This is a genomic window from Planococcus sp. 107-1 (assembly GCF_021513255.1).
Classification (GTDB): Bacteria; Bacillota; Bacilli; order Bacillales_A; family Planococcaceae; genus Planococcus.
Genome location: NZ_CP090977.1, coordinates 503,619 through 527,353 on the forward strand (window position 1 = coordinate 503,619; position 23,735 = coordinate 527,353).

The 23,735-nt window shown below is 42.8% G+C and carries 32 protein-coding genes, 2 pseudogenes and 1 riboswitch; of the genes and pseudogenes, 31 read left to right on the forward strand and 3 right to left on the reverse strand.

Features of this window, described 5'->3' with window-relative positions:
* Positions 1-199 precede the first annotated feature (199 nt).
* The 18 genes and pseudogenes from L0M13_RS02860 (at position 200) to L0M13_RS02940 (ending at position 14,261) form a co-directional block, all read left to right on the forward strand.
* Positions 200-379, forward strand: a complete 180-nt coding sequence (locus L0M13_RS02860; protein ID WP_235198209.1) for a hypothetical protein — start codon at positions 200-202, stop codon at positions 377-379.
* 12 nt (positions 380-391) lie between these two features.
* Positions 392-712 (forward strand): hypothetical protein, encoded by a 321-nt coding sequence (locus tag L0M13_RS02865; RefSeq protein WP_235198210.1) that lies wholly within the window; start codon positions 392-394, stop codon positions 710-712.
* 111 nt (positions 713-823) lie between these two features.
* Positions 824-1,156, forward strand: a complete 333-nt coding sequence (locus L0M13_RS02870; RefSeq protein ID WP_235198211.1) for a hypothetical protein — start codon at positions 824-826, stop codon at positions 1,154-1,156.
* 398 nt (positions 1,157-1,554) lie between these two features.
* Positions 1,555-1,902 carry a hypothetical protein gene (locus tag L0M13_RS02875; protein ID WP_397443533.1) on the forward strand — a complete coding sequence of 116 codons (348 nt, stop codon included), beginning with the start codon at positions 1,555-1,557 and terminating at the stop codon, positions 1,900-1,902.
* A 24-nt stretch (positions 1,903-1,926) separates the two neighbouring features.
* Positions 1,927-2,577: a hypothetical protein gene (locus L0M13_RS02880; RefSeq protein WP_235198213.1), complete on the forward strand. Its 651-nt coding sequence runs from the start codon at positions 1,927-1,929 to the stop codon at positions 2,575-2,577.
* A complete protein-coding gene (locus tag L0M13_RS02885) occupies positions 2,577-3,059 on the forward strand; it encodes a hypothetical protein (protein WP_235198214.1) in 483 nt (160 codons plus the stop codon). Before L0M13_RS02880 ends, L0M13_RS02885 begins: the two co-directional genes overlap by 1 nt.
* Complete coding sequence (locus L0M13_RS02890; RefSeq protein WP_235198215.1) at positions 3,056-3,391, forward strand: hypothetical protein; 336 nt, start codon at positions 3,056-3,058, stop codon at positions 3,389-3,391. Before L0M13_RS02885 ends, L0M13_RS02890 begins: the two co-directional genes overlap by 4 nt.
* 8 nt (positions 3,392-3,399) lie before the next feature.
* Complete coding sequence (locus L0M13_RS18685) at positions 3,400-3,534, forward strand: Com family DNA-binding transcriptional regulator (RefSeq protein WP_397443534.1); 135 nt, start codon at positions 3,400-3,402, stop codon at positions 3,532-3,534.
* 128 nt (positions 3,535-3,662) lie between these two features.
* Positions 3,663-6,641 (forward strand): phage tail protein, encoded by a 2,979-nt coding sequence (locus L0M13_RS02895; RefSeq protein WP_235198216.1) that lies wholly within the window; start codon positions 3,663-3,665, stop codon positions 6,639-6,641.
* Between the two features lie 251 nt (positions 6,642-6,892).
* The gene (locus L0M13_RS02900; RefSeq protein ID WP_235198217.1) at positions 6,893-7,168 is read left to right on the forward strand and encodes a hypothetical protein; all 276 of its coding nucleotides are present in this window, start codon (positions 6,893-6,895) and stop codon (positions 7,166-7,168) included.
* A gap of 122 nt (positions 7,169-7,290) precedes the next feature.
* Entirely contained in the window at positions 7,291-7,899 is a 609-nt protein-coding gene (locus tag L0M13_RS02905; protein ID WP_235198218.1) for a hypothetical protein, read from the forward strand.
* Positions 7,900-8,254: 355 nt separating this feature from the next.
* Positions 8,255-8,746 carry a Panacea domain-containing protein gene (locus L0M13_RS02910; RefSeq protein WP_235198219.1) on the forward strand — a complete coding sequence of 164 codons (492 nt, stop codon included), beginning with the start codon at positions 8,255-8,257 and terminating at the stop codon, positions 8,744-8,746.
* Positions 8,736-9,344 carry a hypothetical protein gene (locus tag L0M13_RS02915; protein WP_235198220.1) on the forward strand — a complete coding sequence of 203 codons (609 nt, stop codon included), beginning with the start codon at positions 8,736-8,738 and terminating at the stop codon, positions 9,342-9,344. The genes L0M13_RS02910 and L0M13_RS02915 overlap by 11 nt, the downstream gene beginning before the upstream one ends.
* A 121-nt stretch (positions 9,345-9,465) precedes the next feature.
* Positions 9,466-9,762: a DUF5516 domain-containing protein gene (locus L0M13_RS02920; RefSeq protein ID WP_235198221.1), complete on the forward strand. Its 297-nt coding sequence runs from the start codon at positions 9,466-9,468 to the stop codon at positions 9,760-9,762.
* A gap of 340 nt (positions 9,763-10,102) precedes the next feature.
* Positions 10,103-11,041: a sensor domain-containing diguanylate cyclase gene (locus L0M13_RS02925; RefSeq protein ID WP_311195617.1), complete on the forward strand. Its 939-nt coding sequence runs from the start codon at positions 10,103-10,105 to the stop codon at positions 11,039-11,041.
* A 211-nt stretch (positions 11,042-11,252) separates the two neighbouring features.
* Positions 11,253-12,292: pseudogene (locus L0M13_RS02930) on the forward strand (tRNA dihydrouridine synthase).
* Between the two features lie 153 nt (positions 12,293-12,445).
* Positions 12,446-13,291 (forward strand): DegV family protein, encoded by an 846-nt coding sequence (locus L0M13_RS02935; protein ID WP_235198223.1) that lies wholly within the window; start codon positions 12,446-12,448, stop codon positions 13,289-13,291.
* 202 nt (positions 13,292-13,493) lie between these two features.
* Complete coding sequence (locus L0M13_RS02940) at positions 13,494-14,261, forward strand: aquaporin (protein WP_235198224.1); 768 nt, start codon at positions 13,494-13,496, stop codon at positions 14,259-14,261.
* A 46-nt stretch (positions 14,262-14,307) separates the two neighbouring features.
* Here L0M13_RS02940 and L0M13_RS02945 read toward each other — a convergent pair whose 3' ends face one another.
* Positions 14,308-14,895, reverse strand: a complete 588-nt coding sequence (locus L0M13_RS02945) for a TetR/AcrR family transcriptional regulator (RefSeq protein WP_235198225.1) — start codon at positions 14,893-14,895, stop codon at positions 14,308-14,310.
* Between the two features lie 129 nt (positions 14,896-15,024).
* On the opposite strand from L0M13_RS02945, the gene L0M13_RS02950 reads away from it, so the two are divergent.
* From L0M13_RS02950 to L0M13_RS03005, 12 genes and pseudogenes are all read left to right on the forward strand, one after another.
* Complete coding sequence (locus L0M13_RS02950; RefSeq protein ID WP_235198226.1) at positions 15,025-15,432, forward strand: MFS transporter permease; 408 nt, start codon at positions 15,025-15,027, stop codon at positions 15,430-15,432.
* 139 nt (positions 15,433-15,571) lie between these two features.
* Positions 15,572-15,787 (forward strand): hypothetical protein, encoded by a 216-nt coding sequence (locus L0M13_RS02955; protein WP_235198227.1) that lies wholly within the window; start codon positions 15,572-15,574, stop codon positions 15,785-15,787.
* Positions 15,788-15,961: 174 nt separating this feature from the next.
* Complete coding sequence (locus L0M13_RS02960; RefSeq protein WP_235198228.1) at positions 15,962-16,345, forward strand: DUF302 domain-containing protein; 384 nt, start codon at positions 15,962-15,964, stop codon at positions 16,343-16,345.
* An 82-nt stretch (positions 16,346-16,427) separates the two neighbouring features.
* A complete protein-coding gene (locus tag L0M13_RS02965; RefSeq protein WP_235198229.1) occupies positions 16,428-16,688 on the forward strand; it encodes a metal-sensitive transcriptional regulator in 261 nt (86 codons plus the stop codon).
* 143 nt (positions 16,689-16,831) lie between these two features.
* On the forward strand, positions 16,832-17,311 hold the full coding sequence (locus L0M13_RS02970; RefSeq protein WP_235198230.1) for a DsrE/DsrF/DrsH-like family protein: 480 nt from the start codon (positions 16,832-16,834) through the stop codon (positions 17,309-17,311).
* 16 nt (positions 17,312-17,327) lie between these two features.
* Positions 17,328-17,699: a rhodanese-like domain-containing protein gene (locus L0M13_RS02975; protein ID WP_235198231.1), complete on the forward strand. Its 372-nt coding sequence runs from the start codon at positions 17,328-17,330 to the stop codon at positions 17,697-17,699.
* A 12-nt stretch (positions 17,700-17,711) separates the two neighbouring features.
* Positions 17,712-18,008: a rhodanese-like domain-containing protein gene (locus L0M13_RS02980; RefSeq protein ID WP_235198232.1), complete on the forward strand. Its 297-nt coding sequence runs from the start codon at positions 17,712-17,714 to the stop codon at positions 18,006-18,008.
* Positions 18,009-18,056: 48 nt separating this feature from the next.
* A complete protein-coding gene (locus L0M13_RS02985; protein WP_235198233.1) occupies positions 18,057-18,626 on the forward strand; it encodes a sulfurtransferase TusA family protein in 570 nt (189 codons plus the stop codon).
* A gap of 70 nt (positions 18,627-18,696) precedes the next feature.
* Positions 18,697-19,823, forward strand: a pseudogene (locus L0M13_RS02990) (MBL fold metallo-hydrolase).
* Between the two features lie 48 nt (positions 19,824-19,871).
* Positions 19,872-20,099, forward strand: a complete 228-nt coding sequence (locus tag L0M13_RS02995) for a sulfurtransferase TusA family protein (RefSeq protein WP_235198234.1) — start codon at positions 19,872-19,874, stop codon at positions 20,097-20,099.
* 55 nt (positions 20,100-20,154) lie between these two features.
* Positions 20,155-20,931, forward strand: a complete 777-nt coding sequence (locus tag L0M13_RS03000) for a sulfite exporter TauE/SafE family protein (protein ID WP_235198235.1) — start codon at positions 20,155-20,157, stop codon at positions 20,929-20,931.
* A gap of 117 nt (positions 20,932-21,048) precedes the next feature.
* Complete coding sequence (locus tag L0M13_RS03005; RefSeq protein WP_235198236.1) at positions 21,049-21,486, forward strand: MarR family winged helix-turn-helix transcriptional regulator; 438 nt, start codon at positions 21,049-21,051, stop codon at positions 21,484-21,486.
* 38 nt (positions 21,487-21,524) lie between these two features.
* Here L0M13_RS03005 and L0M13_RS03010 read toward each other — a convergent pair whose 3' ends face one another.
* Positions 21,525-22,034, reverse strand: coding sequence for a CarD family transcriptional regulator (locus L0M13_RS03010; RefSeq protein WP_235198237.1), 510 nt, complete (start codon positions 22,032-22,034; stop codon positions 21,525-21,527).
* A gap of 175 nt (positions 22,035-22,209) precedes the next feature.
* Between L0M13_RS03010 and L0M13_RS03015 the strand changes: the two genes are divergently transcribed.
* A complete protein-coding gene (locus tag L0M13_RS03015; protein WP_235198238.1) occupies positions 22,210-22,728 on the forward strand; it encodes a YehS family protein in 519 nt (172 codons plus the stop codon).
* 219 nt (positions 22,729-22,947) lie between these two features.
* Here the strand turns inward: L0M13_RS03015 and L0M13_RS03020 are convergent, their stop codons facing one another.
* Positions 22,948-23,373: a hypothetical protein gene (locus L0M13_RS03020; protein WP_235198239.1), complete on the reverse strand. Its 426-nt coding sequence runs from the start codon at positions 23,371-23,373 to the stop codon at positions 22,948-22,950.
* A gap of 187 nt (positions 23,374-23,560) precedes the next feature.
* A riboswitch (SAM riboswitch) is annotated at positions 23,561-23,665 on the forward strand.
* Positions 23,666-23,735: the final 70 nt, after the last annotated feature.

Below are 23,735 nucleotides of genomic sequence, written 5' to 3' on the forward strand. Positions count from 1 at the left end.
ATATATATACATGAAAAAATTTAATTCTGCTTTTTATATATGCGCTATATATATTTACTCTGTTTTTTACTTGGTACTTGGTACTTTCGGTACTCAACCCTTTGAAAGCTTGATGGACAAGGATTTTAGCGGTACCACGAGAGTACCAAATAGGGTACCAAATGCGAAAAAGGTACCAAATACAAGGAGGATTAAATAAATGAACAACTACCGAATCGAAGTTAAAGCCTGGGTGGGGAGAAACAAAGCGACCGAGGGAACAAATAAATTCATCTCAGAGTGCAACGATGCCGGCGTAAAAATACTGGATATCACTACGCATGTCACGGAAACAGAAGAATGCATGACCTATATATTTATTTTTAAATTGGAAGCTTAGGAGAGTGACCATGTGACGGATTCAGCTACATTAAAACGCTGCCATGAAAAAATCTTGAAAACCTTAGCTGAGTTAAACGCGATGGAGTCTCGGTTCAGCGCCTACTGCGAATTCTACAAAGTAAGCACTGGTGCAGGATGGGAACGGGCAAAGCTTCGAGAAGTCTATGAGGAAACATTGCAGCCTATTAAAGATATCTATATCCTCTATGCGCTTCTGGAAGAGGGAGAACGTAAACAGATGCCAGCCATTGATAAAGAGAATCTGAAAGAACGGAAGCATCAGATTGAAAGACTGTATGGCCGAACCGCTGCAGTCCGTAAGAAAACATAATCTAGAAGCGAGGGGAGAACGATGGACACTGAAACACTGAACATAACAGCCTGGCAACTCAAGCACCTGGCACAAGCTCTAACACGGGCTAAGCGATTGGAAGCCATGAGGATGGCATTCCATAAAGAACTATATGAATGCATTTCTTTTCCCACAACCAACTTCGACCCATTGAATCCGAAAGGGATAAAGACTGCAACAGATGCACAGGCGATCCGGATTATCGAATTGAAGGAACGCTATGACCGAACCATCATGAATGAGTATGGACGGCATGTTCAATGGAAACTGCTGCTTGATTGGTTAACGGACCGAGATCAATTGATTATGATTCGCTACTTCCAGAAGAAAAAGTATGTGCGTCCAGAGTTGATTGCTTCATTGCTTCAACGAATCCATTTAAAGGTGGAGGAAGAGGAAAGCTACATCGAGAAGGCGGGATGATTTAGCGAAAGAAGAACATGCGGAATACCGGAGAGTTAAAGCCGAGAAGCGTTTGCCTAAACGAAAGCTATCTGTATTTGAAGATGGCAAATGGATCTTCATCGACCCAGATGAATATAAGATTCAACAATGGAAGAAAAGGCAGGACCAAAAGTTTGAAGAGACGCGAAGATACTTCAGAGAAACCTATAACCATCCGGACGCTCTGTAAATCAATCCGTAAGCAGCAAACGGTTCAAATAAATTGTTTGGAAATCAGAAACAACGCCCCCGCATCGTAGGTTTACTCATGTGGTTTCAACAGGGAGACCGAGGAGGGGGAAAGCACTCTCCAATTTTTCGAAGAATTTCTCGCGTGACCCCTACCCCCCAATAGAAGGAAGGTGATTTGAATGGTTATTCAGAGTTCCAAAGATGAACGTGTGAAGGCTGAAGTGGCGCGGTTAAAGCGGATATACAAAGAAGCTCCTAAAGACCGCATGAAGATTGTAGAAGGTTTAATCATACAGGCGGCCAGATTACGTATATTGCTAGACGATATGTGGGATGACATTAAAGAAAATGGCGATGTGGAAATGTTTTCTCAATCTGAAAAGACCGAACCCTATGAGCGTGAACGGCCGGTTGCAAGGTTATACAACACTCGCGATCAAAGTTACCAACGCATTATAAAACAACTGGGCGATTTGTTTGGAGAAGTCGAAAACGAAGATGAAAATTCTCGTGAACTTCCTAGCCTAATATAAAAAACAAAAATGGAGGCTATACAAATGAAAAAAGTAGAACTAATTGATGCACAACAGTACTTTACAGAATCAGAAAAAGTTATTGAAATTGTAAAAGAAAATAAGGACAAGCTTCGCCGTAACTTACCAGCAAAAAATCGTTTGAAATTGGCTAAAGATTTATTAGAGAGTGCAAAATCAGCTGCTGAACATCACGAACTAAAAAAAGAAATAGAAGAGCTGGAGTTGGAAATCAAATTTGATAAAGGAAGGGTCCCAGCCATCCCGGAAGAGCACCAACCTAAAATTGCTTTCAACCGTGTGGTCGAAGAAGAAAAGCTCGATGCAGAGCTGGAGAAACAAAAACAAGAATTGAATAAGTTAGCGACCATCTTCGAAGAGCAATTATTGCCAACCTTGAAGAATATCGCTTCCCTCGAAAAACGCAAATTGGTTGGGAAGAAGATAGATATTTTATTGGATGGTCATATTATTTCGAGAGAAATAAACGATCGGGATGCATTGACGGATGCCAATTATCTTTCATTCTCAGGAGGAGAGGAACGCGCGCACGAAGCTGAACTCATTGCAACTAAACTCAATAAGCAGTTGAGAACGATTGTAACCAGACCTCACGATTTAACTGGGCTAGAAAAGCCATCCATCTTTAAAAAACTATTAGGAGGTAAGAAATAATGAACCGATACGAAATGGAAATTGCAAAATTAGAAGCACGTACACCACAGTTTTATTATCCGTACAGCATAAAATTGAAAACAGATTTTGCCAAAGAAATGATAGTGGTACATCTCATAAGAAAAGGTCCATTAGGTCCTGTTACAAAAAATGAATTAAATCAAGTTGAAGAAAGAACGAAAGAGTTTTCAGGTAAATATGTATTCCATCACAATGACCCGGAACAAACTGATGAGACTATAAAAGAGCAAGTACGAAACGGGGCGCTAAATAATCTTAGTAGTTATCATTTCTTCCCGTCTAGTCCAGCTTTTGAAAACATTAAAAAGTATGGTGCTCTTCTAAGGTACGGCAAAGATTTCGAAATCTGCATAGGCGATCGCGTAGATATCCAACAACCAAAAACACTGACATTCGACGACCTTCCAGATTTAATGGGCATCGAAGAAGAAATGAAAAATACAAAGGGGGTGCAGGCATGAAATTTCTAAACCGAAATACAAACAAAGCTTTTGCCATCGAAATCGACGGGAAACAAGTAGACCTCAAAATAAATCGGGCAGCTAGAAAGCTATACAAGAGCCGTTTCAAGTTAGACCTTTTCAAAGCAATGGAGGACCACTTGGAATTAGAGAAAATGAATTTAAAACAAAGTAATCAAATGGCCCAAATCGTCTGGGCATTCGCAAAGACATCGGATCCTAAGATTCCGGAATACGAAGAATGGATCGAGACTTTCGAAGTCTTCCCGTTAGCGGATATTTTTACAGACATCGTTACAAAACTAAAAGAGAGTAGAGGTGCTGCCGTTTGAAAGATACATTGACAAAAAAAGAGCCATCTTATCTAAAACGGGTCCGATGCATTAAATGCACTAGGCTACTCGGGAAAATAATTGGTACTGCTGAAATCAAATGCCACAAATGTGGTCAACTAAATATTTTCAAAAATAAATAATAGAGGAATTCATTTTCCAGACACTATAGAGACTCCAGAAGTCCAGCCGCTTTACTGTGGCCGGGCTTCTTTTTCTTTTGTGGATGCCGGCGAGTAAAGCGAGCAACCATAAAAGAGGTGGAGAAAAAATGGTAAAAGTACAAGGCGTGACCATTACACTCGGCGCCGACGCTTCGGGAATTGAAACGGCATTATCCGATGTGAATAAGGCGTCCGGTAAAACCAGCAAGGAACTTCAGCAAATTAACCGAGCATTAAAATTCGATCCAGACAACGTCAACCTCTTGCAACAGCGATTTGATGTTTTGCAGGATGCGGCTCGGAATGCTGCGGCTAAGCTAGATACATTGCGACAGGCGCAAGTGGAAGTGAACAGGCAGTTTGCTGCAGGGGAAATAGACGAATCAACATTCCGTGCGTTTAATCGTGAAGTCGAAATGACAGAAGGTTTGCTTCGGAATTTGCAAAATCAGGCGCGGCAAACTCAGATTAGAATCAATCCGGATATCGATACAAGCGATCTGCAGAATGCTGAAGACGATATTGAAGATTTAGGAGACGAAGCCAGAGAAACGGGTCGAAAAATCGGCAGTGCCATATCGAAAGGTGCAGCGGTAGGTTCGGCGGCAATTGCTGGTCTTGTAACGAGTATGCAAGAAACCAATACGCAGTTGGCGATGCTTGAAACACAAGCAGCTAATGCAGGGTCTGGACTGCGAACATTCAGCAGTGCTTCCAAGCAAATGAGCGAGGAGGAACTGGCTGAATATGAAGAACAGTTAGCGGCACAGGAAACCAAACTGGAAGAGTCTATGGAAAGCAGAGAAGACACCCTTTCAGAGGCGTACAGCGCTCAGAAGGACGCTCTTGCGAAGTCCCTGGATACTGAATACAAAGAAGTGTCCAAAGCCTATGAACGGCAGGAAAGAGCGTTACAGGACTCGCTGGATGCGGAATTTGAAGCACTCGAAGAAGCATCTGAACGAAAAATGAAATTAATCGATAAAGAGTACATGGAAAAACTGAAGTTGATCGATGAGGACCGCTACAATCGTTTAAAAGCCATTGACGATGAAATTGCCGGATTAAGGTCTTTATCGGATGCGGAAGATAAAGCTGCAAAGAATAAAGAGAACGCGGACCAGCGAGCAGCCCTGCAAGCGGATATCGATAATCAGAAAACTAAGAAAGGCCGTCGTCTTGCAGCTGAGAAACTTGCTGAATTTGAAGCGAAATTGCGCGCGGATCAAATCCAGGAAGACCGCAACAATCAAATTGAAGCACTGACTATACAAAAAGATGGCGTGAATGAAACATTTGATAAAAAGAAAGAAGCCATCGAGAATGAATACGATTTACGCAAGGAACAGGCCGCTCAAGAACTCGAGATTGATAAAGAAACGTTGAAGGAACGGCAAGCGCTTGAAATGGAGTCGCTGAAGGCTACGAATCAATCCCGTCTTGAGAACTTGAAAGAGCAGCAAGATGAAAGCAAAAAGGCGCTGGACAGTCGCTTAGGTGCAGAACTCGAAGCCGTCAAGAAAGCGCACCAGGAAGAACTCGATTCTTTCCGGAAAATGAGCGAGGAAAAAGTGAAGACGGCCCAGGCGGCGCCAGTAGAGCAAAAGGTTATGATGACCGCTAGTGCAGACGTTCAGCCCTTAAGTATGGAGGAACTTCAACCGGCTCGTGTGAATTTCGCTTCAGTCGACCAGGACGTTGGCCAAATTACGGAAGCGATGGGGAACTTGATCCAAGCAGGTTATACCACAGAAGAAGCGCTCACAAAAGTTTCTAAGGGAATATCAGGAGCCATCGTTAAGTATGGGGAAACGTTTACAGCTGAAGGTTTAGCGGAATCGATTACGACTACTTCTCAGCTCGGGGAAGTTACCGGCCAGCTGACGGATCTCATGGAGAAAAGTGGCGTAGATGTCGCGAAGTTCAATGAGGAATTACAGGGTATGTCGTCCACCCAGGAACGTTCAAATGCGATTGCTAAATTGTTTGCAGATCAAGGGTTAAACGATGTGTTCGATCAGTACGTGAGAAATAATCAGGAAATCGTCAAGAATGCTGAAGCACAGCAACGGCTGCAAGATGCAATGGCTGGACTAGCAGAAGCGATGGCGCCTGTAGTTACCGCCATCACGAATATCGTTGCGGCCATAGTCGAATGGATGGCAGATAATAAAGAATTATCTCTAGTGCTAGCATCAATAATCACTGTAATCTCTTTGGTTAGTGGCGCGATTCTCGCATTAGTTCCGGCACTCGCATTTCTTCCTACATTAATTCCGATAATCACCGGTGCGTTCGGGGCTTTAGCCGGTATCTTGCCCGCGATAGGCTCAGCCATAGCCGCCATAGCCGCACCCGTAGCAATAGCTATTGCAGCAATAGCAGCATTAATCGGCATCGTCGCATTAATCGTGAAAAACTGGGAACCGATTACCGAATTCTTTTCAAATTTATGGTCAAATATTAAAGATATTTTTGTGAAAACGAAAGATGCGATTTTTGATGTAGTGGGTGGCTGGATCCTTGATGTCATGCGAAAATTTTTCGAATTGAAAGATGGAGCAGTCGGAATTTTTAAAGGTCTTTCAGATGCGGCAGTAATTATTTTCCGAACTATGAAAGACGTTCTTATGAAACCTGTAAATGCTATACGAGACGCTATCACATCAGTTTTTGAAAAAATTTCCAGTAATTTATCAGGAATTTGGCAGGGAATTACAGACAGTATTAAAAAATCCATCAATTTCATTATCGAATTAATCAATGATTTTATCGGTGGCATGAACACGCTCAAGATTCCTGACTGGGTTCCGGCAATTGGCGGTGCAGGCGTTGATATTCCGAATATCCCGATGCTTGCAAAAGGGACGGAATACTTTAAGGGCGGTCCTGCAATTGTGGGAGAAAAAGGTCCTGAATTGGTTGATATGCCGAGGGGTTCAAGGGTAACATCTAATGACAAAATGGCCGGCATGATGGGCGGTAATGTCACTGTTCAGCAAATGGTGGTTCGAGAAGAAGCAGATATTAAGCGTGTAGCTCGCGAACTGTATAATATGCAGCAAGTGGAAATGAGAGGGCGTTAAATCAGTTTGATTGGATGGCAGCCGGTAAAAGGGCTGTCTTTTTTTGCGGCGGAAAAGGTTATTGTGAGTGCTGAAGCGAATACTATTTCATCAAATACGAAAGGGGACTTGTATGGATCCGATAAAAAAAGAAATCCCGCAGTCAAATGTTCCGCCGGAAGTAGCAGCTAGGATGTGGCAATTTTTCTTAAAGACTTCGGTGCCTCGGCTTATTGCTGAGCACGAAGAACAGAAAAGAAAGGAAGTAGCGGATGCAGAAAACAGTAGCCATCGAACTGAAAGTGAACGAAGCGGAAATAAGGGAACTAATCAATGAAAAGCTAGATGCAGCAATCAAGGATGTATTGTTTACCTGGGATATCAATGAGATGGCCAAACGAACATGTATGAGCAAGTCTTTCTTGGAGAATGAATTTCTGGATGATCCACGGATGAAGATTCTGGAACGGCGCAAGGAAAAAGGGAAACGGTACTGGTTCTACGAGGAAAGTTTACAGGCCATGAAGCAAATAATGGACAGCTGGTAACACAAATAACATGCGTGGACAGACGCTTCGATTATTTTTGATAAAATCTGGAATTTAAAAAGGATTTCTCAATTTTATGTAGAATAGTAATATATTAGAATATACAAAAGTGAGGGATTCTAGTGGGATATTTTGAAGGACTTGTTGCTCTGAGCAAATCTAAAGAAGAATTAAAGAAGTTGGAAGAAAATCTTGAGAAGCTTTATTACGAAAGAAAAAACACTTATCTAGATCTTTTGAAGTCTCCGGCTTACTCAAAAGAATTAATCTCTAAAAGAGAAGCGGCAATTAAGCAATTTAAAGAGTTTTTTGAGTCTATAGGATTTGAAGTAAGACATCTTCAAAATATTATGGTGAAAGGCTTTACTGGAATAACCGCTACAGTAAATGAAACAACTATAAAGTTGAGTTTTAAAGAAGAAAGAGAGTTCGATTTTGTTGTTCCAGAAGTTTATTCTGCAGAATTCACATTGCAGGATCGGAACGATGAGGAAGTAATAGTCGGTGTAACAGAAAGCAACGGGGAATTAGATTGGCCAGATTCTTACGATGCTGACGATTACGAATCCCTTTTGAAAATTCAAAACGAATTAAAACAAGATATCGTCAATATAAAGAAAAAAATAGCAGCTAAATACAAGCCTGAAATTGTTTTCTATAATTGGAATGATGGTTCAGAGTATGAAGACTTTAAAATCTTCATCAATGAAATTAATGAAGTACTTCAATAAACAAACCAAGAGTGTCCAAGCGGACGCTCTTTTTATGTTAGCTTGAAAGTCAGAACACAGTCTATTTTTTAAGGAGAAATTTTTAAAAAACTTAAAGTAGACACAAGACTTTTAAGGTACCTACGAGCCTTTGTAAAGGAATTTATTTATTGTTAGGAATTAGACCTAAAAATCTTTTAAAACTCCTTAGAAGTAGTTCTAATGGACTTTGAAAAGTCGTTTAATGCTTGTCTCCTCAAAAAATATTTGTAGAATATTGACCTTGCTAGAGCGGAGTATGAGGGGGTGTACAAGGAGAAATAGAGTGGTATATTTGTAATGTAAAAGAAAATTCTTTCGATATGGAGTGATAAGAATGAGCGAGAAAACAGCCATCTTACCCAACGTAAACCACCTAGCTGGTTATCTTCACAGTTTAAAACCTGATATCTCACCTATAAAATTACAAAAAAGCTTGTACTTTTTATATGCTTACCATGGAGCTTTTTATAACCAACGACCGACTGAAACTATCTCTGAAGGAACATTAAGTAATAATGTAGAGCTTTTTAAAGCGGATTTTGAAGCATGGAAGTATGGTCCAGTTATAAGAGAAGTATACTTTAAGAAGAAGAATAACGAGTATAATGATGGAAATAAAATCAGTGAAGCTATAGGAGAAATAGAAAAATATCCAGAAGTTAAAAAGTTCATTGATGATTTATTTAATCAACTCGACAGTGTAAGTGATTTTGCACTTGTAGACAGAAGTCATATGGACGATTCTTGGAAAACCGCTTATCAAAAAGGTGAAGTTATGAACAAGGACTTCTTGTTAAAGGAGTATACTGAGAAGTATGTCCATTGATAGTGATTTCTTTTTAAAATCATTACCTGAAGGAGATAAAAATAAAGTTTCTGTGCTGCAACAAGTTACTAAACAGGTCATGGGCGAAAGAGTAGAAGGTGAAGTGTTTCTAAATTCCGTTCCAGAGAAAAGTGAGTTTCAGTACTTAGATGAAAGTATTAAGAAATCCAAAACAAGTAAAGATTTAAAGTTTACAAATTTTATAGCTAATAACCGAAATGAAAATATAAAAATGTGTCTTGAAAAGTTAAGAGCTGATTTAAATATAGTTATAACTTCGGATGGTGTTTTAAAGCCCATCGAGATAAATAAACGTTTTCAAAACTGCTTAAGTCTTTACATTGATCCGGTTAATGGGGATGATACTTTTTTGCAATCTGACATCAGAGATTTGGCAGGCGGTCAAATAGGAGTTAGAGTATATTTTCGATTTGATCTAGATCCTGTAACTTTCATGCCTGTATATGTTATTGTACTAATTGATCCTCATCACTTAGTTTTCCCTACACCATTTAAAGGAAAAAAAGTAGCTGAGGTTGTCAAAGAAAAGTATGGAACAAATGCTGGGAGCGGGCATTGCATGAGTGCTTACCTATAGTTCAAAAGTAATTATCATAAATAAATTAGTTTTTCCAAAAGAGGAGCAATAGCTCTTCTTTTTTTGTATCTTCTAAAAAATTTCATTTCCCTGTATATTTATGGAAGAGAGAGGTGGAAATATGGCTTGGTTAGAAAACGGCAAACTAATATCAGATGCAGAAAGTAGAGAACTTATTTCTAAAGGCTTTCAATATGTCGAAGGTGTTTTAGAGTCACCTGACAAGGTAAATGACTTTATAAAGTCTGGGTACACTCGACCACATTTACCAGAGGAATTAAGATATACTTTTACTTCTAAAGAAAAGCAAATCTTAGGGGATTTAGGGGTTAGAGTTTTGGGTGCTGGAATAGTTTCACTAGGAGCATGGAAAATTAGTAAGTTCGCAAAAAGTAAATTTGATAATAGAAAAAAATAAAAACAAAAAGCTTTGTAGGAGTAAAAGCAAAAAGTATAGTTTTTGGGCAACAATCCGGCAACAATAAAATAATTTTGTATAGGTTTCTATACAAAGAGAAAACGAAAACCTTCTATATAATAAGGTTTTTAACACTCTATAAAATGCTATATTAACCGCTAGTCAATGGGCGGCATGATGTAATTATTTATCAAACTAAACTCTCAACCCTCAATCTGACAGGGTTGAGGGTTTTTTTATTTGTCTTTGCTGCTCAATGCCATTCGATAATCTATGGTAAAATTAATGAAATGCAGCCGCTATACGGAGGTTTGGCAATTAGTAATTGGGGTGTTATGTGATGACCACGTTTCAAGAACTGCAAATGTATAAGAATTTTAATGAACTGGCCAATGATTTATTGGATTTGGCGAAAGAGATTTTGCCCGGCCACTTAATCTATTTGACTTCTCATAGTGATACGCAGCAAGTCATCTTAAAGTTTTCGAATGAAGATACGAGTATTGTGGTGGGGGAAGGATTGGTATTAAACCTTAACGATACTTTATGCAACCGGATTAATTTTCAAGAAAACGAACCTTTAGTTTACGAAGACACGAAAAAAGAAAGCAGTTTGACGGGGCTTCAAAGTAAGCTTGATCAAATGAAAATCCGGTCTTATTTAGGGCTGCCGATTTCTCATATAAATGGTGAAAAGTTCGGGACCTTGTGTGCAGTCAATGATAAAGTCAGCCACTTCGATCCCAAAAATATTCAGCTGCTGCAAAAAATTGTCCGGATGTTTTCTTATTATCTTGATTTGGAACGTTTGGCTTTCCGGGATGCTTTAACGGATTTGTATAATCGACGGTATCTTTTTAAGTTTTTTGAGAGCCATTCCGAAGCGGGTGGCGTGATCTACTACTTGGACCTGGACGGCTTTAAACGGGTAAATGATTTCTGTGGACATGATGAAGGGGATCAAGTCTTGAAAGAAGTCGCTTCAAGGCTGCAACGGCTCGTAGCGGACGGGCTGGGTGCTTTTGTGGTTAGAATAGGGGGAGATGAGTTTGTTATCCACTTTTCCGGTGTTTCTGACAAAGAAGAAATAAATGAACAAGCAGAAGCGATCATTCACGCTTTGAGTGCATGGGAACAAGGCTATGCCCTTTCTGCCAGCGTAGGGATTGCGAGTTACCCCGCAAATTATAAGGGTACGTTGGAACCGCTGCTCAAACAAGCAGATGAAGCTTTGTATCTTGCCAAAGCTGAAGGAAAGAATACTTATAAGTTTTTCTGAAAAGACATCCTTTCTCTTCACAAGCCAACTGGCGAGTGAAGAGTTTTTTATGTTCGATATTCGTTTCTTTCCACAGGCGCCTGACTCGTGTAAACTAGTTAAGGTTAAGAAAGACCCGATGATGAATTAAAATGTGGTTTCGTTTAATAGATGAGGAATTTCGGGTAAAGAGTGTGCTTTTTGCCCGCGATGAAAGGATTGAAAGTTGGATATGAAAGAGAATTTTTGGCGTGATTTGCCGCGGCCATTCTTTATACTCGCGCCGATGGAGGAAGTCACGAATGTGGTGTTCCGGAAAGTGGTGGCGAAAGCTGCACGTCCCGATGTGTTTTTTACGGAGTTCACGAATACGGAAAGCTATTGCAACCCGGACGGTGTTTTCAGTGAAGAAGGGCGATTGGTCTTTACCCCCGATGAGCAGCCGATGGTGGCACATATTTGGGGCAATAAGCCTGAGCAGTTCCGCGAGATGAGCATCGGGATGGCGAAACGGGGCTTTAAAGGCGTCGATATTAACATGGGCTGCCCGGTATCCAACGTAGCGACAAAAGGGAAAGGAAGCGGCATGATCCGTTTCCCGGACAACGCAGCGGAAGTGATCCAAGCGGCGAAGGCTGGCGGATTGCCGGTCAGTGTCAAAACCCGCCTTGGCTACACGAATGTAGAGGAATGGAGAGCTTGGCTTTCGCATGTGCTCGAGCAGGATATCGCCAATTTGTCGATCCATTTGCGGACCAAGAAAGAAATGAGCCGCGTGCCGGCACATTGGGAGCTGATTCCTGAAATCAAGCAACTGCGGGATGAAATCGCTCCGGATACCTTGATCACGATTAATGGAGATATTCCGGATCGCCAAACCGGCATGGAATTGGCTGAGAAATACGGCATTGACGGCGTCATGATCGGACGCGGATTTTCCAAAACCCGTTCGCTTTTGAAAAAGAGCCGCGCGAGCATAGCGATGCAGAAATGCTGGAGCTTTTAGAGCTGCAGTTGGATTTGCATGATTATTACTCTACGGAAGAAGAACCGCTGCCGTTCAGACCGCTGCGCCGCTTCTTTAAAATCTATGTCAGCAATATTGCAGATGCAGATGAATTTAGAGGCCAATTGCTGAAGAGTGAATCGACGGATGAGGCGCGGCATTGCTTCAAACATTCAAACAAAGAATTGCAGTTGGTTGATCCAACTGCTTATATCAAAAGATCACCGACCTATGCAGCATATAGATCGGTGATTTTTTTGTGGTAAAAACAGCAAAATAAGTTTAAATTATGTCGGCGCTTTCAAAAGTTTATCCGTATATGACACCTATCACTAGCCGTCATCTGGTGCGTCAGGTAAATTAGCCGTAGCAGAAAGCTGCTTCCGATATGGAATCGCATTTAAAGGAGAAACTAGTAGATGAAAAAAATAGCATGGATTACCGATACAGCTGCACAATTAGACGATCATTTTATTCAAAAACATCAAGTTTATGTACTCCCGCTTAGTGTTGTTTTTTCAGATGGGGTTTATAGAGAGTCCATCGATTTTACACAGGAAGAATTTTATGAGAAATTGCGCTTGGCGGATGTATCCCCTAAAACTTCACAGCCAGCTATTGGCGAAATGCTTGCTTTATATGAAAAAATTCAGGCAGACGGCTATGATTCCGCGATTGCGCTCCATTTGTCCAGCGGCCTTTCTGGAACCTTCGCAACCGCCCAGTCGGCTGCAGAAATGACCGATTTAAATGTATACCCCATTGATTCGAAAATCGGATCGTTCCCGATGGTCAAAATGATTGAAACGGGAGCCGAGCTGCTTGCAGCGGGCAAAGAGGTGGAAGATGTTGTGGCTGTGATAAAGGGCATGACAGCTAAATCCCATCTCTCATTTATTCCTTCTAGTTTGAATCAATTGCACAAAAGCGGCCGTGTTTCAGGAACACAAGCCTTTTTAAGCAATATCCTGAACATAAAATTGGTTATTACTTTCGAAGATGGAGTAACGGTCCTGAAAGAAAAAGTCCGTTCCAATAAGCGGGCAAAAAACAGGGTCGTTTCATCGCTGCGTTCAGATATGGCGAAAGGAGCTGTACCGGAAGTGGCTGTCAACCATTGCAATAATGCAGCAGATGCAGAAATCTGGAAAAACGAGCTTTTGGAAGAGTTTCCAGACCTCAACGTGCAAGTTGTCCAGCTCAGTGTTTGTGTAGGGGTTCACGCTGGTGAAGGGACAACCGGTTTGAGCTGGGTGGCTTATTAAAGAAGCTGCAAAAGTCCTCAAATTCCGAAGCTGAATTTAATCTATACATTGACTAAAACCTTTTCTCATTCCCGGGGAAAGGTTTTTATGATTTTGACAAATATCGTTAAATAAAAATTATAAGAGGGAAAGCTATGCTATAATATTTTGAAAGTTCAGATTAATTATGACGGTGAGGTTTTAAAGGAAAGGAGAGGTTTCTATGAAGAAGTATTTAGCAGAGTTCATCGGTACATTTATCTTGGTGTTTCTTGGAACAGGGGCGGCTGTGGTTTTAGGTGGATATTCGGGAGGGACCGATAATGGGTACCTCGGCGTTTTAGCCATTGCTTTTGCATTCGGGTTGTCGATTGTAGCAGCAGCTTACGCTATCGGGCATATTTCAGGATGCCATGTAAATCCGGCAGTTTCGCTGGCTGTCTGGATGTCCGGGAATTTGACAGCTAAAGAGTTTGGCGGGTATGTAGTGGCTCAAATTGTAGGAGCATTTGCAGGAAGTGCGTTTCTTGCATTCGTGGCTGCGAATTCGACCACTCTCGAAGGATACGGAGCAAACGGCTATGGCGATTTAAGTGCTGTCGGTTTAAATTTACTCGGAGCATTTGGCGTTGAAATCATCCTTACGTTCATCTTTGTACTGGCAATACTCGGGGTGACTTCGAGCAAAGCGACTTCCCATATGGGTGGAATCGTCATCGGGTTGACCTTGGTGCTTGTACACATCATTGGCATTCCGTTGACAGGCACTTCTGTAAACCCGGCAAGAAGCTTGGCGCCTGCTATTTTTGCCGGCGGCGATGCCCTGGCCCAAGTATGGCTATTCATTGCCGCTCCATTGATTGGCGCAGCGCTTGCAGCCCTTGTGTTTAGAAGTTTCTTTTATATAAAAGAAGAAACGGGTCTTGAAGTGGCGGGAGATTCGCGTATTGACGGGGAAAGCGGTCCTCTTCCGAACAGAAGCCGCAGATAACAAAAAGGCTGTTCCCTGGTTGATCTGGGAAACAGCCTTTTTTACGTTATAAATTGCGGATAAAGAAAATGATCTGGATATACATTTCGGCCATTTCTTCCGGTGTTTCAGCCAGTTCGTTTTCCAGCCATTGTTCAATGAGCCCTAAAAAAGCGGAAGTGGCAAAGGATGACAAATAATCTTGCGGGACCGATGCACTTTTGAAGAAGCTTTCGTTTTTCATCATCTTTTCGACAAAGTGATCGACGAAAAAACGTTTTAGCCGCTTGTGAAAGCCGATGTGGTTATTTTCACCGAGGAAGATTTGAAAATATTCGGCGTTCAATTGAATATAGCGGAACACTTCCACCGCGTTCATCGAAATCCGTCCTTTTTCTGCTTCCTCGAGCAATAAATCCGGCTTTAGCTGTTCCAGGTGCTTATCCAAGTCTTCCAATAATCCCGCTTCTATTTGATCCAGCAAATCGTATTTATCCAAGTAATGCAGATAAAAAGTGCCTCTGTTGATCTCCGCCGCTTCGGTGATGTCACGGACAGATACTTTCATGAAGTTCTTTTCCTTTAACAGCTGAAGGAAATGCTGCTGGATTTTTTCTTTCGTCTTTTCTGCCATTTCTTCGTAAATCGAAGCCATCAGGTCCCCTCCGTACCACTGAACAGGTGCGCCTATTCTGTTTATTGCTTTCATTATAGCAGGGGCCTAAAATAAAGATATACCAATCAACATAGTGTTGAGTGGAATTTGCAGAATGGGTGATGGAATATGAAGAAATCTCATATAGCGATGATTGCAGCGTTTTTAATTGGAGTCGGGATGCTGGGGAAAGCATTTGCCATGGATGAAGATATTAAAATGTACTTATTGATGTTCTGGGGAATCGGGATGGCCCTTGCGTTCTTGCGCATCTTTGTAAATAACTCGATTAAGAAGATGAAGGGCAAGAACTGGAAAGTGAAAGTTGTGTTTTTTGCCGTATTGTTGGGATTTGGTTTGCCGTTCCAGTCGTGGTTCCGAAATGCCGTGCTTTTTAATATGGACTCCGCTTATCTTGGCGGCAGTATCCTCATGCTGGTCGTCGGAATGGTCTTCATGACCTTCTTTTCAGGCTACGCCAAAGGGAAATTCCTGGAGAGAAAAACGCAAAATACCCAAGCCGTTTTAAAATCGTAAATAGAGGAAAATCATTTATTGTTCTTATTGCCGGTCAAGCCGTGCTATAATAAGGAACTTAGGACGAATACGGATGAACCCAAAATTCAACGGAAGCTAAGCGTTTCTGCCTGCAAATAAATGATAGAGGTGTAAGAGAATGAATAAACGATGGACAATCGATAAAATAAGAGAATTTACAGAGAAAAACTCCGACAGCAAATTGCTGTCAACGGAATACCACGGATTTTCACAAAAGCTGCTGTTCAAATGTTCTTGCGGCAATAACTTTGAGAAGACCTTCACAAAGTTCAACAAAAACAACCAGCGCAAATGCGATACATGCCAACCGCCGAAAGCGCCGCGCGGCGAATAAAACAATGACAGGCACTTCTTTTCAGCTTTCGAAAAGAAGTGCTTTTTCTTTAGGGGAAAATCCGGAAAAGCAGATTAGTTGTGCCTCCAAGAAAAACGAGTTATTCTGTAGTTGTTGATATACCCATAGGGGTTTAATTTTGAGTCCTAGAATAGAAGAAGAGGAGGAGAAAAAATGTTCAATTACACAGTAGAAACGTCAAAAAGCAGAGATGAAGCGGTGCAAGCACTTGAAGAGAATTTAAAGAGCGAAAAGTTCGGTGTCTTGTGGAATTTCGATCTTACGGCGAAGCTGAAAGAAAAAGGCACAGATTTTGATACGCCGTTTACCGTACTGGAAGTTTGCAACCCGGAAGAAGCCAATAAAGTGCTGTCGGAAGATTTGATGGTGGGGTATTTCTTGCCTTGCAAAATCGTCGTCTATGAAGAAAAAGGTACGACGAAAATCGGCATGCCGCGTCCTACTGCTTTAACCGACATGGTTCAGAACGACTCCATTAAGAATATCGCTGTAGAGATCGAGAAACGATTGATCGGCTGCATCGACCAATCTGTATAAGACAGGTTGAAGGATTGATTTCATACCCAAAGGGGTATAAAATTGGATAGAAACAAGGGAAAGTGAAGGGGGCAATCATACGATGGAATACGATAAACAAGTCCAAAACCGCCTAAGAAGAATCGAAGGCCAGCTTAAAGGGGTCTTGCGCATGGTGGAAGACAACGAAGATTGCCGCGATGTCGTGACTCAATTGTCTGCAGTGCGAAGCGCAGTAGACCGGGCAATCGGCGTTATTGTCAGTGAGAACTTGGAGCAATGTGTCCGGGACAGCATTGATAAAGGTGAAAGCACAGATCAGCTGGTTAAAGATGCGGTTAGCCTATTGGTTAAAAGCAGATAAGAAATCCGTAGAACTTTCGGGTTGACGGATTTTCTTTTTGGATGTTAATATACCCCTATAGGTATTTTACGTGTTGTTGAGTCAGCGCTTTTTTATTTAAATTAAAATATACCCCGTGCGGTATAAGGGAGGTGGAATCAGAGATGGAAGAAAGAAAGACAACAAACATCATTTTGTTCAGCGGAGATTACGATAAAGCGATGGCGGCCTATATCATTGCGAATGGAGCAGCGGCATACGACCACGAGGTAACGATTTTCCACACATTTTGGGGACTGAATGCTTTAAGAAAAGACAATCCGCAAGCCGTGAAGAAAGGATTCCTTGAAGGGATGTTCGCAAAAATGATGCCAAGAGGCGCAGATAAATTAGGGCTTTCTACGATGAATATGGCCGGAATGGGACCAAAGATGATTAAGCATGTTATCGGCAAGCATAATGCGATGACACTTCCGCAATTGATTGATATGGCGAAAGAACAAGAAATCAATCTGGTGGCGTGTACGATGACAATGGATCTTCTTGGATTGAAAGAGGAAGAATTGCTGGAAGACGTGGCCTTTGCTGGAGTAGCGACTTATCTGGCTGATGCAGAAGACGGCAATGTGAATTTATTCATTTAAAGAAAAGGGGAGAATCATGGATACTTGGCTGATGTTAGTGATTGGAGCGGTCATCCTGTGGATTGGGTACAGAGCCATCTCCCTTCCAAAAGGGGCAAAGGCAATTTCAACGGATGATTTGAAATCGGTGATCAAGAAAAAAGAACAGCAATTGATCGATGTACGGACACCTGCAGAATTCAAAGCAAACCACATCAAGGAATTTAAGAATATTCCACTGGCTGAATTGCCGAAGCGCTTGCAGGAACTTGATAAGGAAAAAGAAGTTTACGTGATTTGCCAAAGCGGCATGCGAAGCAGCCGGGCAGCGGCGCTCTTGCAGCGAAATGGCTTTGCACAAGTGATCAACGTAACCGGCGGGATGAACCAATACCGGCCGCAACGATAGGAGGAAAAAAGAATGAAGCGAATGACAACAGAAGAAGTGAATGAATACGTAAACCGGCATCCGGATGTTTCCATTATCGATGTACGCGAAACAGAAGAAGTAAAAGCAGGGAAGATACCGGGAGCAGTCAATATTCCATTAGGGCTGCTTGAATTCCGTCTGCAGGATATCAACCGATCGAAAGAACATATTCTCGTATGCCGTTCAGGCAATCGCAGTGGAATGGCGGCGCGGTTATTAGAAGATAAAGGGTTTGACGTCGTTAATATGGATGGTGGCATGCTGGAATGGAACGGTCCGACGGTTTAAATTTTTTTGACACTAAATATACCCCCGTGGGTAAAAGGAGGAAGACAGATGATTAAGACCGATAAAACCTTGGATGCCAAAGGGCTAGCTTGTCCGATGCCGATTGTCCGGACGAAAAAAGCGATGAATGATTTAGAGCCCGGACAAGTGATTGAAGTGCAAGCGACGGACAGAGGTTCACTTGCGGATATGAAAGCTTGGGCCAAGAGCAGCGGCAACCATTACCTCGGGACTTCTGAAGAAGGGAATGTGCTGATCCATTATTTGCGGAAAGCCGATCGCTCAGAAGAAAAAGAGGAAATGAAATTTCCGCACACGCTAACTAATGCAGAATTAGAGCAACAACTTGGGCACGGAGATTTAATCGTTTTGGATGTTCGGGAACCGGCAGAATACGCATTCGGGCATATCGAGGGAGCTGTATCGATTCCACTTGGCGAACTCGAGCAGCGGATGAGTGAATTGGATTCGGATAAAGAAGTGATCGTTATTTGCCGGACAGGCAAGCGCAGTGATTTTGCAGCAAAGCAGCTGGAGGAAAAAGGATTTACCCGCATTAAAAATGCAGCCCAGGGCATGTCCGAATGGACAGGTGCTACGGAGCCGAACAACGCGTAACTCTCAGAAATTCAGCTCACCGAATGAAACGGGAATTTTGGAACAAGACTATACGGCAGGGGGTAAAAAGATGACAGTAGAATCGTTAACAGCAAAAGAAGTTGCGAAAAAGGTGATCAACAACGAACCGCTCTTTATTTTTGATGTCCGCAATGAAGATGCGTTTGCGGACTGGAAAATAGAAGGCAGCCGCTTTGATTATTTGAACATCCCGTATTTTGATTTATTGGACGGGGTCGAAGAAGCGGCGGCTAAGCTTCCAACGGATAAAGACATACTGGTGGTTTGTGCAAAGGAAGGATCTTCGGTCATGGTGGCAGAAATGCTTGCTGAAGAAGGGATCGAGGCCGCTTACTTAGAAGGCGGGATGAAGGCTTGGAGCGAACATTTGGAACCGGTGAAAGTGGGGGATTTAAAAGGCGGCGGTGAGTTATACCAATTTGTCCGGATCGGAAAAGGCTGTTTGTCTTATATGGCCATCTCGGACGGAGAAGCTGCCGTGATCGATGCAACACGCATGGCGGATGTCTTTCTAAATTTCGCAGCGGAAAAAGGCGCTGTGATCAAACACGTCTTTGATACCCATCTGCATGCAGACCATATTTCTGGCGGACGCCAAATCGCGGAAGCAATAGGCGCAGCTTATTATTTGCCGCCGGCAGATGCAGAAGAAGTGGTGTTTGACTACGTGAAACTTGTCAATGGACTGAAAGTGGAATTAGGAGAAGAAAAAACCGAAATCCACGCATTTTATTCGCCTGGACATACGATCGGTTCGACTTCTTTCATCGTAGACGGCCAGTATTTAATGACGGGTGATATTCTGTTTATCGATTCCATTGGACGCCCGGACCTTGCAGGGCTTGCAGAAGATTGGGTGGGGGATCTAAGAGAATCCCTCTACAAGCGCTATCCGGGACTGGCGGACGGGTTAATCGTTCTTCCAGCCCATTTCATGATCATCGATGAGTTGAATGAAGACGGAAGCGTCTATAAAACATTGAGCGCTTTGTTTAAAGAGAATCACGGATTGAATATAGAAGATGAACAAACTTTCCGGGATATGGTGACCCGTCATCTGCCGCCGCAGCCGAATGCGTATCAGGAAATCCGCAAGACCAATATGGGAATCATTTCGCCGGCTGAAGAAGAGCAGCGGAAATGGAGATTGGACCAAACCGCTGTGCTGTGCGGTAAACCATTGAACGAGGCAATAAAAAATTGGAAATTGAAGGAGCGACTCACATGAATTCAGATAAAGTATTAGATGCAAAAGGCTTGGCATGCCCGATGCCGATTGTGAAAACAAGAAAAGAGATGAAAGGGCTGGCATCCGGTCAAGTCTTAGAAATCCATGCAACGGATAAAGGGGCAAAAGCGGATATGACAGCTTGGGCAAAATCAGGCGGCCATGACTTGCTCGAAGTCCAAGAAGACGGCGGCCTGTTGAAATTCTGGATCAAGAAAGGCTAAAAGCTGAAGGGTATCGATCTGATGCCCTTTTTCCTTTTGGCAAGGAGGAATTGGTATGAGTATAGATTTTATCATCGTCATTTTTTTCATCGGTTTTATTGGTTCATTTATCTCAGGAATGGTGGGAATCGGGGGCTCGATCATCAAATACCCGATGCTGCTCTACATACCGGTGATGCTTGGCTATACGGCTTTCAGCGCCCATGAAGTATCCGGGATCAGCGCCATCCAGGTGTTTTTTGCGACGATCGCTGGAGTTTGGGCTTACCGGGGGAGCGGCTATATCAATAAGGCGCTGATCGCTTATATGGGCGGGGCCATTTTAGTCGGGAGTTTTATCGGGGGCTACGGCTCCACGCTATTGTCTGAACAAGCCATTAATATTGTCTATGCCATTTTGGCGACAATTGCCGTCATCATGATGTTCCTTCCCAAAAAAGGAGTCGACGACATTCCACTTGACCAAGTGGTGTTCCATAAAGGGCTGGCGGCCGGCCTTGCTTTGATCGTCGGAATTGCTGCAGGCATCGTCGGGGCAGCGGGTGCTTTTATCCTGGTGCCAATCATGCTTGTGGTGTTGAAAATACCGACGCGCATGACCATTGCGACTTCACTGGCGATTACGTTCATTTCGTCGATTGGCTCGACGGTCGGAAAAATTGTCACCGACCAGATTTTGTACGGGCCGGCAGCCGTCATGATTGTAGCAAGCCTGATCGCCGCACCGCTCGGGGCGAAACTCGGACAGAAGATGAACACGAAATACCTGCAGTGGATTTTGGCTTTGCTTATTTTAGGGACAGCGATCAAAATCTGGAGCGATATTCTTTAAATGGCGCATGGCGTCGTGCGCATCAAGAATTGCTGGCCTGCAGCAACGAAGCAAATTGACTTCATCCATCCGCTTCTGTATATTAAATGGCGGAGAACAAGGATAGGAGTGAACGGATTGAATCCAGACACTAATTTGCAGGACTTAGATTTGATTGATTTATTGAGTGAGCGCCATACGATGGTGCGCCGGATCATCGAAAAAGATTGGAACAATCGAAGCGAAATCTATTTATCGAATTCGGAATGGTATATCATGGCACGCATCTATAAAAAGCAAGCGACGCTTTCTTACGTCAACAAGACAGTCGATATTTCCCGGCAAGCCATCCATAAATTCATCAAGAACTTGGAAGCCAAAGGATTAGTGGAAGTCGGCAGCGTGGAAAACAATAAAAAAGAGAAATCGATCCGTTTAACCGCACGCGGCGAACAATGCTACGAGGAAAGCCAGGCGATGAAAGCGCAGCTTGAGGAAAAGATTGCTGCGAAACTCGGTGAAGCGCAAGTGGCCGCTTTAAAAGAGCTGCTGCGTATGGATTGGGATTTAACATGAAAAAACCCCGTGTGCTCGGCACATGGGGTTTTTATCGATTAATGGAGCGCTTTTTCTCTGATGAAATGCAAGGCTTGGTTATTGATGTCCTCGAAATTGGTATCCAGTGAGAGCGCGAGTTCCTTGAACAGGATGGACTGGGTGAAATTCAACACTTTATGGTCGCGTTCGTATAAGTTCCGTCCTTCGAGCTGCACTTCCATTTTCTTGCGCATTAAGGTGTTCACGACTTTTGCGATTTCTTTCCGGTCGCCTGCAGCAATAATGCTTGAAAATAAATTCTGGCGGGCATTCGCGTTGTCGTTCCACTCGATGCCAGGTTCACTGAAGGTCTCGAGCAATTCCGTGGCCTCTTCTTTATCGAGTAGATCGAGCATCAGTACTTTGTCGTTGTCTATGGGTGTGCTGATGGTGACACGTTGGCTATTTTCCAATGGATGGAGCTTGTAGTAAGTTTTTGTAACGCCGGAAACCGTTTCTTCACATATATCGTCAATTCTGCAAATACCGTGGGCGGAATAAATAATTTGATCCCCAATATTAAACATGATAGCCTCCTGGATTCGTTGTCTATACAACTCATCTTACTCTCTTTTTGTCAAAATGTCAACTTGGTTGACATTTTGCGTTTTTCCTTAAATCCAAGGCTTCAAATATGCTATGATAAAGAAAGCGAAAAAGATGATGGAACAGCTATCATGCATAATAATTGGAGGTTTCCCGATGGACAATAATGATATTCTAATCAGGCTGCGCTACGCACTTGATATTAAAAATAATGACATGATAAAGATTTTCAAGGAAGGCGGCATCGAGCTGTCGAAAGAAGATGTGTTGAAAGTGTTGACGAAGACGCCGGAAAGCGAAGGCGATGACATGGACAGCGTTTTGGATGCTTCTGAAAATGCCGATCATATCCGTGTCGATAACCGGATGTTGGAGTCCTTCTTGAACGGTTTGATTGTCTTCAAGCGGGGACGCCAAGAGCCGAAACCGGGGCAGCCAGCTGCACCGCCGATGAGCAACGAGCCGGCACACAATTTGCTGTTGAAGAAAGTGAAAATCGCTTTGCAATTGACGAGTGAAGACATGCTTGAATTGCTCGCACTTGCAGGCGTGACCGTTTCCAAAAGTGAGATGAGCGGCATTTTGCGGAAACAAGGACATAAGAATTACAGCGTTTGCGGCGACCGCTATGCCCGCAACTTCCTAAAAGGATTGGCAATCAAATATAGAAAATAATGCCTGGATCCGCTTCTTTCATTGGAGGCGGATTTTTGATTTAGAGGATGGGAGTTGGAGAGTTGGGAGTATTCGAGGGGAAGTCGGGAGTATTCATACAGAAGTTGGGAGTATTCGAACGAAAGTCGAGCGTATTTCACAAAAAGTCGGGAGTAAACGAAAATGGTTTTCGGGCTGAAATCAAAAGGCTGGACAGCAAAAACGCCGTCCAGCTTTCTTTTATTGCCACGGATAGGTTGCCAGAAGTTTGGCGCTGAGCACCATGAAATCTTCCGCGGGCGACTGTGCTTTTTTCTCAGTCAACAAGTCATTGCCGGCTGCAAAAAGCGCTTCTGTTGTCGGGTAGGAGAGCGTTTTTTCAGGTTCGATGAACGTCACCGAGTTTTCGGTATAGCGGAACAGGAAATTTTGGTATTGGGTTTCGCTTGCGGCATGAAAGCTCGATGGAATGGTGTAGTCGATGTCGGCAGTAAGCACGCCGACGCGTTCATAGATGGCAAGCGGGCCAGCACTTTTCACCAGGTGCTGTTCTGCGCCTTCCGCTAAGGCATTTGGATCTTTAGCAATCGAAGGGAAGAGGCGGTTCTCGAGCAACACGAAATAATTGCGTGGATCGTTGACATCAAGCAGGTATTTTTCGGACATACAGAAATTCCTCCTAAAAGCGGTGATTGACTCCCATGATAGCGGAAATGGGCCAAAAGGGAAACGACGAGAAACTAAAACGGTTATTGTCTTTTTTAACAGAAAGTTCGTTTATTTCTGGTAAATCGCCTTGATTTTCCTTTCTAGACCAGTTACCCTTATAAAAAGCAAAATTGAATAAAGTGAATTCTTATCGAGAGAAGTCGAGGGACTGGCCCTATGACGCTTCAGCAACCAGCCGCAAGGTCAGGTGCTAAATCCAGCAGGCAAGTGATTGCCTGAGAGATGAAAAGGAACGAGTGTGAACTCATAAAGCCTTCTTTTTCATGGAGGGCTTTTTTTGTATATAGAGGAGGTTAAAA